The organism is Kitasatospora sp. NPDC022856, assembly GCF_055561235.1.
On the sequence record NZ_JBVHHE010000015.1, the window covers coordinates 160,951 to 178,037 of the forward strand.

A 17,087-nucleotide genomic window follows, 5' to 3' on the forward strand; every position below is an offset into this window, starting at 1 on the left:
CGGCGCCGGCCCCACCGGGCCCGAACCGATGCCGGCGGTCATGGCCAGGGCATTGACCGCGGGCCCCGACCTGACGAGGTGTTCCAGCATGCCGATGCAGATCGACTCAAACATCAACTCGAAGATCGACTCAGTGATCGCACGACAGCGCGTCGACGACCTGGAAGCGGCCATCCCCTTCTACGAACGGCTGACCGGCCGGACCGCGAGCCGCTTCACCTTCGCAGGTGTGCGGCTGGCGAGCGTCGGACCCTTCCTGCTGTTCTGCGGTCCGGACGACGCGGTACGGACGTTCGCCGGAGTGAGTGCCACCCTGGCCGTCCCGGATCTGGCGGCAGCCGTCGAGGAGGGACGCGCGGCCGGTGCCACCGTGGTGATGCCGCCGCAACCCACCCCCAACGGTCACCGCGCGGTACTGCGGCACCCGCACGGGGGCGTGTACGAATACGTCGGCCCCTGAGCCGAGGTCGGTCCCTGAGCCGAGGTGAGGGTGAGGCCGCTCGTCGGCATCGCCGTCCAGGCCACCCACTGACCGGGGGGACGGGAGCGGACCCCGACGTCCGAGGGGCCGCCCGGTCCGGGATGCGGTGACCGGGAGGCGGCGGTCGAGCCGCACCGCTGCGTTCGCGAGGCGATCGACTGGGCTAGCATGCCTCTCCGGCAAGCTCACCCATGATCGTCAACAGGGCAGAGCCCGAATGGAGTTCAGGACGCGCGGTGCGACGTGGAGCGAGGGACGGACGATGGCGTACGAGATCGTTGCTGAGCAGATCCGGATCGAGGCGGCCGCGGGGGCGCCGCCGATGGGGGCCTACCTCGCACGGCCCGCCGAGCCGGGGGACCACCCCGTCGTGCTCGTCGGGGCCGAGCTGTGGGGGGTGACGGAGGACGTCCGGAAGACGGTGCGGGACGTCGCCGCGCTCGGCTTCGTCGCTGTCGCGCCCGACCTCTACCACCGCGCGGGCGAGGAGGGGACGGCCGCCGGCATGGCGCAGAGCCCCGAGAACCGTACCCGGGCCTTCGCACTGCTCGACGGGTTCGCCCGGGACGAGGTGGAGGCGGATCTGCGGGCCGCCGTCGCGCACGCCCGGCAGTACGCGGGGGCTTCGACGCGTACCGCCATGATCGGCTTCAGCCTCGGCGGGCACATCGCGTACTTCGCGGCGACCCGCCTCGAACTGGACGCCGTGGTGGCCTACTTCCCCGGCTGGCTGACGACCTCGGGCACGGCGCTGAGCCGCCCGGCCCCGCTCGCCGAGGACACCCCGGCCATCGCCCGGGTGGGCACGCGCGTGCTGCTGTTCTTCGCCGGCCGGGACCATGTGATCGGCGCCGCCGAGCGCGAGGAGGTCGTCGCGGGTCTCGCCTCGGCGGGCGTCCCGCACGAGGTGGTCGTCTACCCCGAGGCGCAGCACGCCTTCTTCTTCCCGGGCCACCCGCCGTACGACAAGGAGTCCGCCGAGGACTCGTGGCGCAGGGCGGGGGCGTTCCTGAAGGGTGTGTGACCGCCTGCCGGCCTCCGCGCGCGGACGCCGGCAGGCGGGGGCGTCTGCGGCCGCCGGACCGGAACCGGCCGGTGCCGCAGACGTCTCCCGCACCATGACCTCGCCGCGCGGCGCCTCCGGCAGGAGCGCGAGCCCGCTCCTCGCGTTGTCGGCGGCGTGTGCCAGGCTGGGCCCGACCCATCTGAGGAGGAGCAGCATCATGCACAGGCCGAGCCGGCCCGAGGATCTGGACCACGGTGACCGGGTGTGGGCGAGGGCCGTCGCCTTCGCCCTCCTGGAGGCCGCCCACGGCAACCCCGAGGGCTACTGGCTGGACGAGCACGGGGTGTGGTGCGACGCGACGGGCGGCTCCTACTGGTGGCGCGTCACGCGGTGCGAGGGCGGCGGCGTCGTCTTCTGCGGGCAGGACTCCGACGGCAGCCGGACCCACGTCGACGGCCGGCAGATCGACTTCCTCGCCGGCGGTCCGTCGTGGCTGCCCTGGGAGGCGCTGCGCGAGGACGCCGAGGGGAACCTGTTCGGCTTCGTCTACTGGTGGCAGGCCGGGGCCTGGCACCGCATCCCGTACCCGGAGTCGCTCGACGACGACGGACTGTCCGGCGCCGCCGGGTGGTTGGGCTCGGAGGCGGAGTTCGCCGACGAGGCGGCCGAGCTCGCCGCCGTCCGGCCCGCGGACGCGGCGGCGTTCACCGATGCGCTCGCCCGGTTCGTCCGGCACGCCGAGGCGCGCACCGTGGACGCCGCGGTGGTGGCGGATCTGCTGGCGGCGGCCGGTCCGGAGCACGAGGACCGCCGTCCGCTCCTGCTGAAGCCGGCGCTGGCCGTCGCCGAGCGGGCCGGGATCACCCGGCCCGCCGGGCTCGGCTGATCGCCCCGGCCGGGGCCACGGCCGACGTGAGACGTGAGCGGGGCCGCCGCCGGGAACCACCCGGCCGCGGCCCCGCGACCCACCGACAGGACTACCGCGTGACGGACCCTCAGGCGGCCAGCGTCTTGAGCGTCTCGAACGCGGTGTCCCGGGACTTCTCCGCCAGCGGCTTGAGCGCGGCCATCTGCGGCACGATCGCGGCCAGCGTCAGCTCGGCGTGGACGAAGGTCAGGTCGTCCGCCAGGCCGATCGCGCCCAGGACGGCGCGCAGGTACGGCTCCTGGTAGTCCCAGCCCTCACGGGGGGTGCCGGGGGCGTAGGAGCCGCCCCGGGCGGTGACCACCACGACGGACTTGCCGCTGAGCAGGCCCGGGTCGCCGCCGGGAGCCACCATGTGGGCCGGGGTGACGAGACGGTCCACCCACGCCTTGAGCGTCGACGGGATGGTGTAGTTGTACATCGGGGCGCCGATGATCAGCGTGGTCGCCTCGCGCACCTCGGCGGTGACCGCCTCGCTGAGCGCCCGCTCCTCCGGGGTCTCGCCGTGCTCGCCGCTCGGGTCGAGCAGGGCCTCGCGGACGGCGTGCGTGATGTGCGGGACGGGCTCGGCACCCAGGTCGCGGTAGACGTAACCGCCGTCGGGGTGGTTCTCGCGCCACTGGGTGGCGAAGTAGGCGGACAACTCGCGGGACACGGAGCCGTCGTGACGAATGCTCGCGTCGATGTGCAGCAGGGAAGGCATGAAGGCGACCTCGGGTGGTATCAGGGGCGAATCAAAGCATCGCCACCGGTCGGCCGCGTCAGCGGTGTGACGCGGTCTCCGGTGCCGTCGAACCACGGGTGGTCATGGCCGGACACCCGGCCAGGCCCCCCGGACGCGTCTCCGCCGCCCGTTCGGCGCCGGTACGCGATGTCGACGGTAGACATTGACGCCGACGTCAAAGCAAGCGCTTCACCACTCCTGCCCACCCGCTGCGTCGACGAACCGGCTCCGCGGCGCCCTGCTCCGCCGCTCCCCCACCTGTCCGGCCGGCGCCCCGTGCTCAGCCGCCGCCCATCCCGCCCTGCGCGGCCACCATGGTCGTCCCCAGCCCGTCGACCGCCTTGGCCAGCCCGGGCGCCCGCTCCCCCAGCCGCGCGGTGAGGGCCGCGATGCGCCCGGCGTGCGTCCGCTGCTCCTGGCGCGACAGCACCAGCCGCACCTGCCCGTGCGCGGCCAGCGCCGCCAGCACCGCGTCCGCGAACGCCACCTCGCCCACCGGCTCCTCGCCACGGACCAGTTCGGCCACCCGGAGCTGCCGGTCCAGCGCCTCCCGGGGGTCGGGCATCGCCACCGGCCGCCGCGGCACGACGGGGCCGTAGGGGTCACGGTCCCGGACCGTCAGCACGCCGAGGACGGCCAGCCGCTGCTCGACGGCGTCCAGCGTCTCCTCGCGGCCGCGTTTGATCCACGACTTCCAGCCGCGCCGCCGTGCGGCCACCTCGGCCAGGACGGCGTCCAGCACCGGGTCCCCGGCGGGGCCGGCGCCGGGTGCCACCAGCACCCGGCCCCGGCCGTCCTCGACGAGGTCACCGCGGTGGGCCAGCTCGGCCAGCGCGGCGGCGCGCAGCAGGAACCCGGCCCGGGTGCGGTCCTGGAGGGCCTGGGCCCGGGTGTCGTAGGCCATCAGGTAGGTGGCCAGGTGCAGCGGTCGGCTCATACCGCCGACGATACGGCGCACCGCCCCGGCCGCCATCCGCCCGCAGGAGGGCATCGGCCTCCCACCTGCGGCGTACCCCGCGGCACGCACCCGGACCAGGGAGCTGCCCGGCCCCGGCCGCACCGGCCGACCCGGGGACCCGACCGTCACCAGCGCCGGCCCCTGCGCCGACTTCTGGCTGCTGGGGCTCGTCGAACCGCGCTGAGCCGAACCCGTCGAGCCGAACCGCGTCGACGGGACGGACGGCCCCGGTCGATAGGCGGGCTCCTCCTCCTTCCGGCGGAGCCCGCACGACACCCCGGGGGGAGGCCGTCGCGACCTCGGGCGGACGCCCGCCCCGGCGGGCCGGGGCCAGGCTGGCATCAGCCGGAAGGGAATCCGGCGCTTCTCGGGAGGGACACCGTCATGACCGTCAGCACGTCACCGTCAAGGCTCCGCCGCTCGGCCGCCGGAGCCGCGATCGCCGCCCTGGCGACGGCCGGCCTCCTGGGCACCGCGGCGCCGGCGGCCCTCGCGGCGACGCCCGGTGGCGTCGTGGCAACCGCCCCGGCGCGGCCCGCGACCGACGCCGCCGCGCTGGACCGGGCGATCCGGGCCGTGGTGTCGGAGGGCGGCTCCAGCGCCGTGCAGGCCGAGGTGCGCGAGGACGGCCGCCGGGTGTGGCGGGGCGCGGCGGGCGTCGCCGACCTGCGCAGCGGGGCGCCGGTGCCCGAGGACGCCCGGTTCCGGATCGGCAGCGTCACCAAGACCTTCGCCGCCACCGTGGTGCTCCAGTTGGTCGCGGAGGGGAGAATCGCCCTGGACGCCCCGGTCGAGCGGTACCTGCCCGGGGTCGTACCGAACGGCGGCGCGATCACCGTGCGCCGGCTGCTGAACCACACCAGCGGTCTCTACAACTTCACGGACGACGCCCGGTTCAGCACCGAGGGCGAGGCGGCCGACCGCTGGCTGCGGGTCGGGCGCTGGACCACCTACCGGCCGCAGGACGTCGTCGACCTCGCCAACGCCCACCCGCCGTACTCGGAGCCCGGCCCGTGGCACTACTCCAACACCAACTACGTGCTGCTCGGGATGATCGTCCAGCGGACGACCGGGCGCTCCTGGGCGGACGAGGTCGAGCGCCGCGTCATCCGCCCGCTGGGCCTGTCCGGGACGTCGATGCCCGGCTCCTCGCCCTTCGTCCCCGGGCCGCACGCCCACGGATACCTCCCGCGGGCCGACGGCCCGGTCGACATCACCCTGCAGAACCCCTCCGCCTTCGGGCCGGCGGGCGCCGGGATCTCGACCACCGCCGACCTCACCCGCTTCAATGCCGCGCTGCTCGGCGGCAGGTTGCTGGGCCCGGCCGAGCTGGCCGAGATGAAGCAGCAGGTCACCACGGACACCGGGGGCGGCTACGGGCTCGGGCTGGTGCGGTACCCGACCGCCTGCGGCGACTACTGGGGGCTCAGCGGCGGGATCGCGGGCTACGGCACGATCGTGATGGGCGACGCCGCCGGGCGCCGGCAGCTGGCGATCTCGCTGAATCCCTACGAGCTGAGCGAGGCGACCGGCCGCACCTTCCAGGTGTTGATCGACACGGCCACCTGCGGCGGCGGCGCCGCGCCCACGGCCTCCGCCGCCCCGCCCGGCCGCTGACCCCGGCGCGGCCCCCGGACCGCCGCGGAGCCGGTCCGGGACGGTCCGGGACGGTCCGGACGGGCCGGGGCGGTCCGGGCCGCTCCCGCGCTCAGCCGTTCGGCAGGATCACCGCGCGGCCGTTGATCAGCCCGGCGTGCAGGCGCTCGTACGCCAGCGGGGCGTCGTCGATGCCGTAGGTCTCGACGTGCACCTCGACCGCGCCGGCCCGGGCGAGGTCCAGCACCTCGATCAGCTCGGGTCGGGTGCCCCAGTACGGGGAGGCCACCGACACCTCGTACGGGAGGGTGCCGAAGCCGACCGGCAGGGAGCCGCCGCCGAGGCCGACGATCGTCACGTCGCCCTCCACCGCCGCCATCGCGCCGGCCGAGGCCACCGTCGGCGTGGCGCCGACGAAGTCCAGCACCACCTGGGCGCCGACGCCGCCGGTGAGGGCGCGGACCGCCGCCGGTGCCGAGGCGTCCGAGAGCACCGCCTCGTGCGCGCCCACGGCCCGGGCCAGGGCCAGCTTCTCCTCGGTCACGTCCAGGGCGACCACCCGGGCCGCCGTCATCGCGCGCAGCAGCTGGATCGCGACATGGCCGAGGCCGCCGGTGCCGATCACCACGGCGGTGCTGCCCGGCACCAGCTTGCCCAGCGAGCGCTTGATCGCGTGATAGGGCGTCAGACCGGCGTCGGTCAGCGGGACGGCCCGCACCGGGTCGAGACCGCCGAGCGGTACCAGGTGCCGCGGGTCGTCGACGATCATGTACTCCGCCATCGCGCCCGGGGCGCCCAGGCCCGGTGGGCGGATGCCGAGCTCGGCGGCGCGCAGGCAGTAGTTCTCCTTGCCCTCCGCGCATTTGGCGCAGGTGCCGCAGCCCCAGGGCCCGTACACGGCGACCGGGTCGCCCTCGGTGAAGCCGGTCACTCCGGCGCCGAGCGCCGCGACGGTGCCGACGCCCTCGTGGCCGAGGGTCAGCGGCAGCGGGAAGGACAGCTGCTCGGCGGGCAGGCTCATCACGGCGATGTCGGAGTGGCACACGCCCGCGGCGGTGACCTTCAGCAGGACCTGCCCGGGGCCGGGCTCCGGACCGGGGACGGTGACCACCTCGGGGGCGGCGCCGGCCCTGCGGTACTGGACTGCCTTCATCGTCGTGACTCTCCTTCGGTGCGGGCGCGTTCGGGACGGGTGTCCGGTGCGCGCGGCGTGCGGTGTCCCCCCGGAATCGGCCGGGTCAGCGGGCCGCGTAGGCGCCGTCGACCAGGTGGTAGCTGCCGTGGACGAAGGAGGCCCGGTCGGACAGCAGGAAGGCGGTCAGCTCGGCGACCTCCTCCGCGCGGCCGAGCCGGCCGGCCGGGTGCAGCGCGACCAGCGCGTCGCGGGCGGCGGCGTCGGCGTCGCGCAGCAGCGGCGTGTCGATGAAGCCCGGGCCGACGGCGTTGATCCGCACGCCCTGGGCGGCGTACTCCAGGGCGGCCGTCTTGGTGAGGCCGACCACGCCGTGCTTCGCGGCGGCGTAGGCGGGCGAGCCGGCGAAGCCGTTGGTCCCGAGGATCGAGGCCATGTTGACGACGGCGCCGCCGCCGGCCGCGAGGATGGCGGGGATCTCGTAGCGCAGCGAGTAGAAGACGCCGTCCAGGTTGGTGGCCAGCACCCGCCGCCAGTCCTCGGGCTCGTAGGCGCCGGTGGGGGCGGCCGCCCCGGCGATGCCGGCGTTGTTGACGGCCAGGTGGAGGGCGCCGAGCCCGTCGACGGTGGCCCGGACGGCGGCGCGCACCGACTCCGGGTCGGTGACGTCCACGTCGACGGCCAGGGCGCGGGCTCCGGCGGCCGACAGCTCGGCGGCGGCCTCGCGGGCGCCCGCCGGGTCGAAGTCGGCGATCGCGACGGCGGCGCCGCCGGCCGCCAGTCGCCGGGCCACCGCGAGGCCGATGCCGGAGGCGCCTCCGGTGACCAGCGCGGTCCGGCCGGTGAACTCCTGGGTGTAGTCGATGCCGGTCATGGCGGTCGTTCCTTTCGTACCGGTGCGCGCCGGGTGGGCGCGCTCGTTCACACCGCCGTGCCGTCGGGTGGCGGTTCGGCGGTGAGCAGCTCGAAGGCCTGCTCCAGCAGGTCGGGCAGGTCGGGGGCCGCGCCGGTCGCGGGGTGCCGGACCCAGGCGCGGGAGGCGGCCTGGAGAGCCGCGACCCCGAGGCCGATGGCGACGGCCGGGCGCAGGTCGTGCTCGGCGTCCAGGCCGAGCCGGGCGGCGGCGATCCGGATGGACGCCTCCTCCTCGTCGACGCAGATCCGCCGGTAGGCGGCGGTCAGCGCGGGTTCTGCGGCGATCAGGCCGAACAGCTCGCGGACGCCAGGGCGCCGGTGCCAGGCCGGGTCGAGGTCGTCCCGCAGCCAGACCCGCAGGGCCGCGCGGTACGCGGTCAGCGGGGTCTCGGCGGCGGGGCGCTCGGCCAGGGCCGCGTTGATCCGGGCGAAGTCGGCCCGCAGGCAGTCCAGTACGGCGTCCTCCCGGGAGGGGAAGTACCGGCTGAAGGTGCGCCGGGAGACGTCGGCCAGGTCGGTGACGTCCTCCACGGAGACGGCGGCCAGACCCCGCTCCAGGACCAGCCGCAGGGCCGCGGCGGCCAGCGACTCCCGGGTTCGGCGTGCCTTGCGTTCGCGCCGGCCCTCGGGGGCCGCTCCCGCTGCCTCTTCGATGCTCACGTCGTCCACCGTACACCCGGAAATGTCCCACTGGGACATGAGTCCCGGCGAGACATTCGACAGGTCAGCTCGGTTCGGGATGGAACCGGTGCAGGCCCTTGCGGTCGTAGTAGGTGGTCATCGCGAAGCCGAAGACCAGGGCCGCGACCGTGCCGATCGCGATCATCACCCAGGCTCGCGCCAGCCCGGCGTCGGCCTGCGCGTCGAAGTAGAGGATGGCCCGGACGCCGTCGCTGAGCTGGCGCATCGGCTCGAACACCGCCAGCCCCCGGTAGAAGGTCGGCAGCGCCTGGAGCGGGATGGTCGCCCCGGAGGACGGCAGCGACAGGGCGATGAAGACGAACATGCTGATCAGCTGCCCGATCCCGCCGAACGCGGCGATCAGTGCCTGCGCGCCGAGCCCGACCGCCGCGCTGGCGCAGACCGAGAAGACCCAGAGCAGCGGCAGGTGCGAGGCGTCCATCCCGAGCACCACCACGGTCGCCAGCATCACCAGACTGGAGGTCAGCACCGAGAGGCAGACGGACATCACGCAGGTGACGGTCAGCGTCTGGGTGCGGCTGATCGGCACCAGCGGGTGCTGCATCCGCAGCGGCCCCAGCTCGCTGGCCGCGTAGCCGAGCGCAACGTCCACACCGTTGCTGATCACGTTGGCGCCCAGGAAGCCGGCCAGCACGAGGAGCAGCGTGTAGTAGAACGCCGTCAGGCCCAGCCCGCTGTGCGGGCCGATGGGGTGGCCGACCTTGACCTCGACGGCCGCCGGGTCGGCCAGCTGGAGCAGCGTCGCGTTGATCGCCGCACCCCCGCCGGCCGCCGGCTGGGCCTGCGCCTGCGCCTGCGCCGTGAGGGTCTTGCCGAGCTGCGTCGAGGCCTGTTGCGCGGCCGCCTGGGTGATCGAGGAGGCCAGCGAGGACGCGAGACTGCCCACCCCGGGGTTGGTCAGCACCGTCAGCGTGGGCCGCGGCGGCATCGGCTGCGCGGGCGCGCCCAGCGCGGCCACGGCGGCGGTGAAGCCGGCCGGGACCTCCAGCGCGCCCGCGAGCTTGCCCGAGGCCAGCTGGTCGTCGGCGGCGGCCTGGTCGAGCAGCCGCCAGGAGACCTGCCCCTGCGGATCCGGCGCGGCCGCGATGCCGGCCGTGATCTGCGCGCCGAGGTTCTGCGGCTGGCCCGCCACGACGGCCCCCTGGTCGGCGTTGACCAGGCCGATCGGCAACCGGTGCAGGTCCGCCCGGGGGTTGATGATGCCGCCCAGGTAGAGCAGCGACAGCAGGAAGGCCACCGTGCCGACGATGACGGTCGGGACCATCCAGACCTTGGGGTTGCGGAGCACCTGCCAGGCCCGTACCCGTACCACCGCCACCCCGCCCTCGGGCCGCTTCGAAGTCATGGCTCTCCCGTGCGCGTCGTCCGGTCGTCCCGCCCCCGCCAGAAGGTAGCGGCCGACCTCCGTCCGACCGGCGCGCCTCGCCCGAACAGCCCGCAGGCCGACCCGGTCGGCAGCGTCCGGACCGGGTCGGAGGCGGGACCTCCGGTCCCGCCCTGGCGCACTGACTAAGCGCTTGCTTAGAATCTCCCTCGTCGCGGGAGGTCCGCCGTACCGCGCTCCAGCTCAGTCCAGCCACCGGGAGCCGCCATGTTGTCCGCAGAGAACCGCCAGATCCGCCTCGCCCGCCGGCCGGTGGGCGAGATCGGCCCCGAGGACTGGGAACACGTCACCGAGCCGGCCGCGGCGCCGGGCGAGGGCCGGTTCGCCGGCCGCACCCGCTACCTCTCGCTGGACCCGGCGATGCGCGGCTGGCTGGACGACCGCCCCTCCTACCTGCCGCCGGTCGGGATCGGCGAGGTGATGCGGGCCGGGTCGGTCGTCGAGGTCACCGAGTCCAACCACCCCGGCTTCGCCATCGGCGACCTGGTCGCGGGCCTCTTCGGCGTCCAGGAGCACGTGGTCTCCGACGGGAAGGGCGCCGTGCGGATCGACCCCGCGCTCGCCTCGCCGTCGACCTTCCTCGGCGCGCTCGGCAGCCCGGGCATGACGGCGTACTTCGGCCTGCTGGACGTCGGCGCGCTGAAGGAGGGCGAGACGGTGGTGGTCTCCGGCGCCGCGGGCGCCGTGGGCAGCATGGTCGGCCAGATCGCCAAGGCGAAGGGCTGCCGGGTCGTCGGCATCGCCGGCGGCGCCGAGAAGTGCGCCGTGCTGACGGACGAGCTCGGCTTCGACGCGGCGGTCGACTACCGCGCCGGGAACGTCCGGAAGGCGCTGCGCGCCCTGGTGCCGGACGGCATCGACGTGTACTTCGACAACGTCGGCGGGGAGATCCTGGACGCCGCCCTGGCCTGCCTGGCGATGCGCGCCCGGGTGGTCGTCTGCGGCGCGATCAGCCAGTACAACGCCACCGACGTCCAGGGGCCGTCGAACTACCTGTCGCTGCTGGTGCGCCGGGCCCGGATGGAGGGCTTCGTGGTGTTCGACTACGCGCCGCGCTACAAGGAGGCCGCGCGGGAACTCGGCGGCTGGATCGCCGAGGGGCGGATCAAGGTGCTGGAGCACGTGGTCCGGGGCACGGTGGACGACTTCCCGCAGACCCTGCAGATGCTCTTCCGGGGCGAGAACACCGGCAAGCTGGTGCTCGAACTCGTCTGACCGGCCTGGGCGGCGCGGCGGCGATGAGGGCCGGCGCGGCTGCTCGGCGGGCGGCGGCGAGGGCCTCGGACCGCAGTGGCGCGACGGCAGTGAGAGCCTCGGACCGCGGCGCGACGGGCGGCGGCGCGGCGGGCGCTCAGACGGTGAGCGGGCCGTCGGACGGCGAGACCGGTGCGGGCAGTTCGGTGCGCCCGCGCAGGTGGCGGTCGACGGCGGCCGCCACCGCCCGGCCCTCGGCGATCGCCCAGACGATCAGCGACTGGCCGCGCCCGGCGTCGCCCGCGACGAACACGCCGTCCGCCCCGCCTGCGAACTCCTCGTCGCGGACGAGGGTGCCCCGCGGGCCGACGGCGAGGCCGAGTTGGCCGACCAGCCCGCCGTCCCGGCCGGGCCCGGAGAAGCCGGCGCCGGGGAAGCCCGGGCCGGCGAAGCCGAGGGCCAGCAGGGCGAGGTCCGCCGGGAGGGTGCGTTCCGTCCCGGGCCGGGGGCTGCGGTCGCGCCGCCGCGCCTCGGCGAAGCGGACGGCCGCCAGCCGCCCGTCCGGGCCCGCCTCGAACCCCACCGTGGCTGCCGCGAACACCCGGGGCTCGGCGGCCGGGCCGCCGGCCTCCTCGTGCGAGGTGGTCACCCGGTAGACCTTGGGGTGCACGGGCCAGGGCTGGCCGGAGGCGCGGCGCCCGGGCGGGCGGGGGTTGATGTCGAACTGGGTGACCGTCGCGGCCCGCTGGCGCAGCGCGGTGCCCAGGCAGTCGGCGGCGGTGTCGCCGCCGCCGACGATCACTACGTGGCGGCCCTCGGCGGAGACCGGCGAGACGGGGTAGTCGCCCTCGTCGACCCGGTTGGCGAGGGTCAGGTAGCTGATGGCCTGGTGCACGCCGGCCAGCTCGCGGCCGGGTACCGGGAGGTCGCGGCAGCGGGTCGCGCCGACCGCGACCACCAGGGCGTCGCTGCGGGCGCGCAGTTCGTCGGCGGGCAGGTCGTGGCCGACCGCGACGCCGGTGCGGAAGACCGTTCCCTCGGCCCGCATCTGGTCGATCCGCCGGTCCAGCCGGTGCTTCTCCAGCCGGAACGCCGGGATGCCGTAGCGCAGCAGGCCGCCGATCCGGTCGGCGCGTTCGTAGACGGTCGTGGTGTGGCCGGCCCGGGTCAGCTGCTGGGCGGCGGCCAGCCCGGCGGGGCCCGAGCCGACCACGGCCACCCGCAGGCCGGTCAGCCGCTCGGGCGGCTGCGGCAGGTCGTAGCCGCTCTCCAGCGCCCGGTCGGCGATCGCCAGCTCGATGTTCTTGATCGTCACGGCCTCCGCGTCGATCGCCAGTACGCAGGCGCTCTCGCACGGGGCGGGGCAGAGCCGGCCGGTGAACTCGGGGAAGTTGTTGGTGGCCAGCAGACGCGCGGCGGCCGCGCGCCAGTCGTCGTGGGCGACCAGGGTGTTCCAGTCCGGGACGAGGTTGCCGAGCGGGCAGGCGTGGTGGCAGAAGGGCAGACCGCAGTCCATGCAGCGGGCGGCCTGGTCACCGGCGACCGGCAGCGTCGCACCCTCCCGGTAGACCTCGCGCCAGTCCCCCAGCCGCTCCTGCGGGTCCCGGCGCTCACGGGGGCGCCGGGGCGTGGTGAAGAAGGCCATGCGGTCGGCCAGGGGATCAGCCATCGCGGTCTCCGGCGGGGCGTGCCATCGCGGGGCGGTGGCGCCACCGTCCCGCGCCCCGACGGGCGCGCGACCGCACTGCGCACCACCGTGTGGCCACCGTACGCCCGCGAACCGCCCGGCGACAGCGGCCGGCCGTCGCCAGGGCGCCTCGGTCGGCCATGCTCGGGCGCCGGGTGGCCGGAAGTGAACGTTCCGGTCCGAATTGACGGCGTACCGTCGTATGGTCTTAGCGCCGTGAGCGGTCGAACCCCTTGATCCCGCCGACGGCGCCGCCCTAGGATCCAAATGAAATGTCACATGGCAATGGAGCCGTCGTGGGGGATCACACCGTTCCGAGCCGGGGTACCGCCACGAGCGCCCTGCCCAGGCCGTTCTACCGGCTCGCCGTCGGGGACGCCGTCTCCAGCTACGGCAGCCAGCTCAACATGGTCGCGCTCAGCCTCTTCGCCTACGAGGCCGCGGGCAACGCCCTCGGCACCGCCGGGTACCTGACGCTGCGTCTGCTCGGCGGCTTCGGCGCCGGCGTGCTCGCCGGGCGCGTCGTCGCCCGCGTCGACCGCCGGCTGCTGATGGTCGGCTGCGCCTTCACCCAGGCCACCGGCCTGGTGGCGCTCGCGATCGTCCCCGACCACCTGCGGATCCCGGTGCTCTACCCGCTGGCTCTGCTCTTCGGCGCGGCCGGCACGCTCAGCGCCGTCGCGCTGCGCAGCAGCGTGCCCGAGATGGTCGGCCCGGAGCACCGGGCCCGCGCCAACGGGGTGCTGGTGACGGGGCGTTCGACGGCGATGGTGCTCGGGTTCGCCTCGGCCGGCGTGCTGGTGGCCTGGGCCGGGTTCCAGGCCGCGCTGCTCACCGACGCCGCCAGCTTCGTCGTGTTCGGCACGGTCGTGCTGCGACTGCCGCTGCGCACCCGGGCCGAGCGCGACGGAGCGACGGAGCGCCCGGCGGCCGAGCCGGGCGGGCGGTTCGCCGGGCTGGTGCTGCTGCGCACCCTGCCGGTGATCGGCGCGATGGTCGCCATCCGGCTGGTCGACGCCTTCGGCTCGGCCGCGCACAACATCGGCCTGCCGGTGTTCGCGACCCGGACGTCCCCGGAGAACCCGGCCGCCGTGCTGGGCCTGTTCTGGGCCACCTGGGCGGTCGGCAGCCTGGGCGCCCACCAGCTGGTCTCCCGACTGCTCGTCAAACGCGGCCGGGAGCCGGGCGAGCGGGCCTTCGCGGTCGGCACCGCGCTGATGTCCTCCTGCTTCATCCTCGCCTTCACCGGGCTGCCGACCCCGCTCTTCCTCGTCGTCGCGCTCGGCGCCGGGCTCGCCGACGGCTTCACCGAGATCTCCTACACCACCCGGATCCAGGCCGTCGACGACGACCGGCGCGGCCAGGCGTTCGGGCTGGTGGCGAGCGCCGAGAGCCTCGGCATGGGCGTCGGGATGCTGCTCAGCGCCGGGCTGATGGAGCGGTTCAGCCCGCTCACGGTGGTCGGCTTCTCGCACGCCGTGCCGATCGCGCTGGCCGCCGGGTTCCTGCTGATGGTGGGGGTCGGCGCCCGTCGGCGGCGCGCGCCCGCCGCGCGGCCCGTCCCCGCCGACCACTAGCCGCGTACCGGCCCTCCCCCACCGGGCGGCCGAGCCCCGGGCGACCGCCCGCGGTACCCGCCCGACCGCCGTACCGGCCGCCGCGGCCGCCGCGGCCGCCGCCCGCCGTACCGCGCCCCGCCCGCCCTTGTCGCAGAGCCCAGGAAGGTACGACCCGCATGAGCGTCCCCGGCCCCGACCGCCCCAGAGCCGACGTGGTGGAGGGCCGGCTGCTGCGCCACCCCGGCCTGGCCGACTGCGCCCTCGTCCCCGGCGGTTCCCCGGGTGGCGCCGAGCCGATCGTCTACCTGGTGCCGGCCGACGACCGGGACCACGCGGGACTGCGCCGCTGGGCCGCCGCCCACCTGCTGGAGGACGCCCCCGACGCGGAGATCCGCCTGGTCGACGGCATCCCCCGGACCGCCGAAGGGGCGGCCGACGCCGCCGCCCTGGCCGCCGCCCGCGACCCGCGCGAGCACCCCCGCCCCGCCCGCCGGCACCTGAGCGAACTCATCGGCCGCTGGCGCCCGTTCGGCGCCGCCGCGCCGGCCGCACCGGAGCCGCCGGCGGAGCCCGAGCCCGCGCCCGCGGCCGGCGAGCCCGCCGTCGCCGTCGGACCCGCCCTGACGGCGCTGCCCGACGGCCCCGCCGACCTGCCCGACGCGCTGCTGCGCGCCGCCCGGCTGCACCCCGAACGCGGCCTGCACCTGGTGCGCGCCGACGGCGGCGCCACCACCCTGCGCTACCCCGAGCTGCTGGACCGGGCGCTGCGCGTGCTCGGCACCCTCACCGCGGCGGGCCTCGGCCCGGGCGACCGCGCGATCCTCCAAGTCCCGGACCTGGAGCACTACTTCCCCGCGCTCTGGGCCTGCCTGCTGGGCGGCGTCCTGCCCGTCACGGTGGCCCGCCCGCCGGGCTACGACCGCCCGGGCCCCGTCCTGGAGAAGCTGGTCAACGCCTGGGAGACGCTGGAGCACCCGCCGGTGCTGGCCGCCGGTGAGGCCGTCGCCGGGCTCGCGGGCATCGGCCGGCTCGACCCGCGGGCCGCCGGTCTGCGGGTGATCCCGGTCGACCGCTCCGCCGCGCAGCCGCCCGCCGCGCCGCACGGCGCCGGCGGCGATGTCGCGATCCTCCAGCTGTCCTCCGGCTCCACCGGGCGCTCCAAGGCGATCCGGATCAGCCACCGCGGCATCCTGGAGTACGTGGCGGGCGCCTGCGAGCAGGGCTTCGCGCCCGGCGACCCGACCGTCAACTGGCTGCCGCTCGACCATGTCGCGGGCCTGCTGATGTTCCACCTGCGGGACGTCGTGGCGGCCTGCGACCAGACCCACATCCCCACCGAACTCGTCCTCGCCGACCCGCTGTTGTGGCTGGACACGCTGGAACGCCGGGGCGCCGCGCACTCCTGGTCGCCGAACTTCGGCTACCGCCTGGTCGCCGAGGCGCTGCGGGCCGCCCCCGAGCGGCGCTGGGACCTCTCGGCCGTCAAGTCCCTGATCAACGCGGGCGAGCAGTGCACCGAGGGCGTCGCCGAGGAGTTCCTGGCCAGGCTGGCCCCCTCCGGGCTGCGGCCCGACCACCTGCTGCTCGCCTGGGGCATGGCCGAGACCTGCACCGTCATCACCTACAAGCGCTACGGCGAACCCGGCGCCGTCCAGGTCCTGGCCACCGACTCGCTGACCGGAGCGCTGCGGCCGCTGCCGGAGGGCTCGGACGAGGCGGCCACCCGTTTCCTCTCGATGGGCCGCCCGGCCGCCGGCGCGCGGCTGCGGGTCGCCGACGACCGGGGCGCCGTCCTGCCCGAGCTGCGGATCGGACGGCTCCAGGTCTCCTCCGGCCGGGTCACTCCCGGCTACCTGAACAACCCGCGGGCGGACCGCGAATCCGCCACCGCCGACGGCTGGTTCGACACCGGGGACCTCGCCTACCTGCGCGACGGGGAGGTGATCCTCACCGGTCGGCGCAAGGAGATCATCATCATCAACGGCGTCCACCACTTCTGCCACGACCTGGAGGACGTGGTGTCCGCCGTCGACGGGGTGCTCTCCGGTCACGTCGCCGCGTGCGGGGTGCCCGACGAGCGCAGCGGCAGCGAGCAGTTGGCGGTCTTCTTCGTGGCCACCCCGGAGGCGGGCGAGCCGCACCGGACGGCGGGCGCCGTACGGGCCGCGCTGGCCGAGCGGTTCGGGCTGTCGGCCGCGCTGGTGCTGCCCGTCCCGGCCGCCGACTTCCCCCGCACCACCAGCGGCAAGATCCAGCGCACCGCGATCCGCGCCCGGCTGCTGGACGGCGGCCTGGACGCGCTGATCACCCGCCTCGACCTCGCCGAGGGCAACGCCCGCACCGTGCCGGACGTCGTCCGCCGTGCGGCCTGGGAGCCCCGGCCCGCGCCGGACGCCGCGCCGGTGCCACCGCCGGGGACCGTCCTGCTGCTCGGGCCGGTCGGACCGGGCACGCTGTCGGACGCACTCGCCGCCGTGCTGCCGGACACCGTCCAGGCGTCCCAGGCCGAGTCATTCGCCCGGCTGGGCGACGGCTACGCGCTCGACCAGCGGCGGGCCGGGAGCTGGCCGCGGCTGCTGGACGAGCTGGAGGCGGCCGGCCGCCGCCCGCACCGGGTGCTGCACCTGTGGGCGCAGGTTGCCGAGCCGGACGAGGTGCTGTGCGGCGAGGCCCTGCTCGGACTGACCCGGGCGCTGGCCCACCGGTACGGCGGTGGGCCGGACGGGGTCGAACTCGTCACTGTCAGCGCCGGGTTGCACGCCCTCGCCGACGGCGAGCTGCCGCGGCCGGTCGCCGCGCCGACCGCGGCCTGACCGCCGGGGCC

Annotated in this window: 14 protein-coding genes; 7 read left to right on the forward strand and 7 right to left on the reverse strand. The window is 75.7% G+C overall.

The annotated features are described in order from the left end of the window. Window positions 1–88: 88 nt before the first annotated feature. The 3 genes from ACZ34W_RS20870 to ACZ34W_RS20880 all read left to right on the forward strand — a co-directional run bounded on the left by ACZ34W_RS20870 (window position 89) and on the right by ACZ34W_RS20880 (window position 2,373). Entirely contained in the window at window positions 89–460 is a 372-nt protein-coding gene (locus tag ACZ34W_RS20870) for a VOC family protein (protein WP_465606073.1), read from the forward strand. A gap of 283 nt (window positions 461–743) precedes the next feature. After that, the gene (locus ACZ34W_RS20875; RefSeq protein WP_465606075.1) at window positions 744–1,505 is read left to right on the forward strand and encodes a dienelactone hydrolase family protein; all 762 of its coding nucleotides are present in this window, start codon (window positions 744–746) and stop codon (window positions 1,503–1,505) included. A 199-nt stretch (window positions 1,506–1,704) separates the two neighbouring features. After that, entirely contained in the window at window positions 1,705–2,373 is a 669-nt protein-coding gene (locus ACZ34W_RS20880) for a hypothetical protein (protein WP_465606077.1), read from the forward strand. A 109-nt stretch (window positions 2,374–2,482) separates the two neighbouring features. On the opposite strand, the gene ACZ34W_RS20885 is transcribed toward ACZ34W_RS20880, so the two are convergent. Both ACZ34W_RS20885 and ACZ34W_RS20890 read right to left on the reverse strand, forming a co-directional pair. Beyond that, entirely contained in the window at window positions 2,483–3,115 is a 633-nt protein-coding gene (locus tag ACZ34W_RS20885) for an FMN-dependent NADH-azoreductase (RefSeq protein WP_329485772.1), read from the reverse strand. A gap of 301 nt (window positions 3,116–3,416) precedes the next feature. Continuing rightward, entirely contained in the window at window positions 3,417–4,073 is a 657-nt protein-coding gene (locus ACZ34W_RS20890) for a GPP34 family phosphoprotein (RefSeq protein WP_465606079.1), read from the reverse strand. A 405-nt stretch (window positions 4,074–4,478) separates the two neighbouring features. Here ACZ34W_RS20890 and ACZ34W_RS20895 point away from each other — a divergent pair, with 405 nt between their 5' ends. After that, window positions 4,479–5,711: a serine hydrolase domain-containing protein gene (locus ACZ34W_RS20895; protein WP_465606081.1), complete on the forward strand. Its 1,233-nt coding sequence runs from the start codon at window positions 4,479–4,481 to the stop codon at window positions 5,709–5,711. A gap of 91 nt (window positions 5,712–5,802) precedes the next feature. On the opposite strand, the gene ACZ34W_RS20900 is transcribed toward ACZ34W_RS20895, so the two are convergent. The 4 genes from ACZ34W_RS20900 to ACZ34W_RS20915 all read right to left on the reverse strand — a co-directional run bounded on the left by ACZ34W_RS20900 (window position 5,803) and on the right by ACZ34W_RS20915 (window position 9,784). Then, window positions 5,803–6,843 carry an NAD(P)-dependent alcohol dehydrogenase gene (locus ACZ34W_RS20900; RefSeq protein ID WP_465606083.1) on the reverse strand — a complete coding sequence of 347 codons (1,041 nt, stop codon included), beginning with the start codon at window positions 6,841–6,843 and terminating at the stop codon, window positions 5,803–5,805. A gap of 85 nt (window positions 6,844–6,928) precedes the next feature. After that, window positions 6,929–7,696 (reverse strand): SDR family NAD(P)-dependent oxidoreductase, encoded by a 768-nt coding sequence (locus tag ACZ34W_RS20905; RefSeq protein WP_329485776.1) that lies wholly within the window; start codon window positions 7,694–7,696, stop codon window positions 6,929–6,931. 47 nt (window positions 7,697–7,743) lie between these two features. Beyond that, entirely contained in the window at window positions 7,744–8,397 is a 654-nt protein-coding gene (locus ACZ34W_RS20910; protein WP_329485777.1) for a TetR family transcriptional regulator, read from the reverse strand. A gap of 64 nt (window positions 8,398–8,461) precedes the next feature. Then, window positions 8,462–9,784, reverse strand: a complete 1,323-nt coding sequence (locus tag ACZ34W_RS20915; RefSeq protein ID WP_329485778.1) for a YhgE/Pip domain-containing protein — start codon at window positions 9,782–9,784, stop codon at window positions 8,462–8,464. A gap of 246 nt (window positions 9,785–10,030) precedes the next feature. Here ACZ34W_RS20915 and ACZ34W_RS20920 point away from each other — a divergent pair, with 246 nt between their 5' ends. Then, a complete protein-coding gene (locus ACZ34W_RS20920; protein ID WP_465606086.1) occupies window positions 10,031–11,038 on the forward strand; it encodes an NADP-dependent oxidoreductase in 1,008 nt (335 codons plus the stop codon). A 136-nt stretch (window positions 11,039–11,174) separates the two neighbouring features. Here the strand turns inward: ACZ34W_RS20920 and ACZ34W_RS20925 are convergent, their stop codons facing one another. Next, complete coding sequence (locus ACZ34W_RS20925) at window positions 11,175–12,674, reverse strand: glutamate synthase subunit beta (protein WP_465606177.1); 1,500 nt, start codon at window positions 12,672–12,674, stop codon at window positions 11,175–11,177. Between the two features lie 326 nt (window positions 12,675–13,000). On the opposite strand from ACZ34W_RS20925, the gene ACZ34W_RS20930 reads away from it, so the two are divergent. Further along, window positions 13,001–14,281: an MFS transporter gene (locus ACZ34W_RS20930; RefSeq protein WP_465606089.1), complete on the forward strand. Its 1,281-nt coding sequence runs from the start codon at window positions 13,001–13,003 to the stop codon at window positions 14,279–14,281. 158 nt (window positions 14,282–14,439) lie between these two features. Next, window positions 14,440–17,076, forward strand: a complete 2,637-nt coding sequence (locus ACZ34W_RS20935; protein WP_465606091.1) for an AMP-binding protein — start codon at window positions 14,440–14,442, stop codon at window positions 17,074–17,076. Window positions 17,077–17,087: the final 11 nt, after the last annotated feature.

What these genes read in the sequence shown, in the direction of transcription:
- ACZ34W_RS20870 (WP_465606073.1), top strand. Translation starts at nt 89, where the DNA reads ATGCCGATGCAGATCGACTCAAACATCAACTCGAAGATCGACTCAGTG.
- ACZ34W_RS20875 (WP_465606075.1), top strand. Translation starts at nt 744, where the DNA reads ATGGCGTACGAGATCGTTGCTGAGCAGATCCGGATCGAGGCGGCCGCG.
- ACZ34W_RS20880 (WP_465606077.1), top strand. Translation starts at nt 1,705, where the DNA reads ATGCACAGGCCGAGCCGGCCCGAGGATCTGGACCACGGTGACCGGGTG.
- ACZ34W_RS20885 (WP_329485772.1), bottom strand. Translation starts at nt 3,115, where the DNA reads ATGCCTTCCCTGCTGCACATCGACGCGAGCATTCGTCACGACGGCTCC.
- ACZ34W_RS20890 (WP_465606079.1), bottom strand. Translation starts at nt 4,073, where the DNA reads ATGAGCCGACCGCTGCACCTGGCCACCTACCTGATGGCCTACGACACC.
- ACZ34W_RS20895 (WP_465606081.1), top strand. Translation starts at nt 4,479, where the DNA reads ATGACCGTCAGCACGTCACCGTCAAGGCTCCGCCGCTCGGCCGCCGGA.
- ACZ34W_RS20900 (WP_465606083.1), bottom strand. Translation starts at nt 6,843, where the DNA reads ATGAAGGCAGTCCAGTACCGCAGGGCCGGCGCCGCCCCCGAGGTGGTC.
- ACZ34W_RS20905 (WP_329485776.1), bottom strand. Translation starts at nt 7,696, where the DNA reads ATGACCGGCATCGACTACACCCAGGAGTTCACCGGCCGGACCGCGCTG.
- ACZ34W_RS20915 (WP_329485778.1), bottom strand. Translation starts at nt 9,784, where the DNA reads ATGACTTCGAAGCGGCCCGAGGGCGGGGTGGCGGTGGTACGGGTACGG.
- ACZ34W_RS20920 (WP_465606086.1), top strand. Translation starts at nt 10,031, where the DNA reads ATGTTGTCCGCAGAGAACCGCCAGATCCGCCTCGCCCGCCGGCCGGTG.
- ACZ34W_RS20935 (WP_465606091.1), top strand. Translation starts at nt 14,440, where the DNA reads ATGAGCGTCCCCGGCCCCGACCGCCCCAGAGCCGACGTGGTGGAGGGC.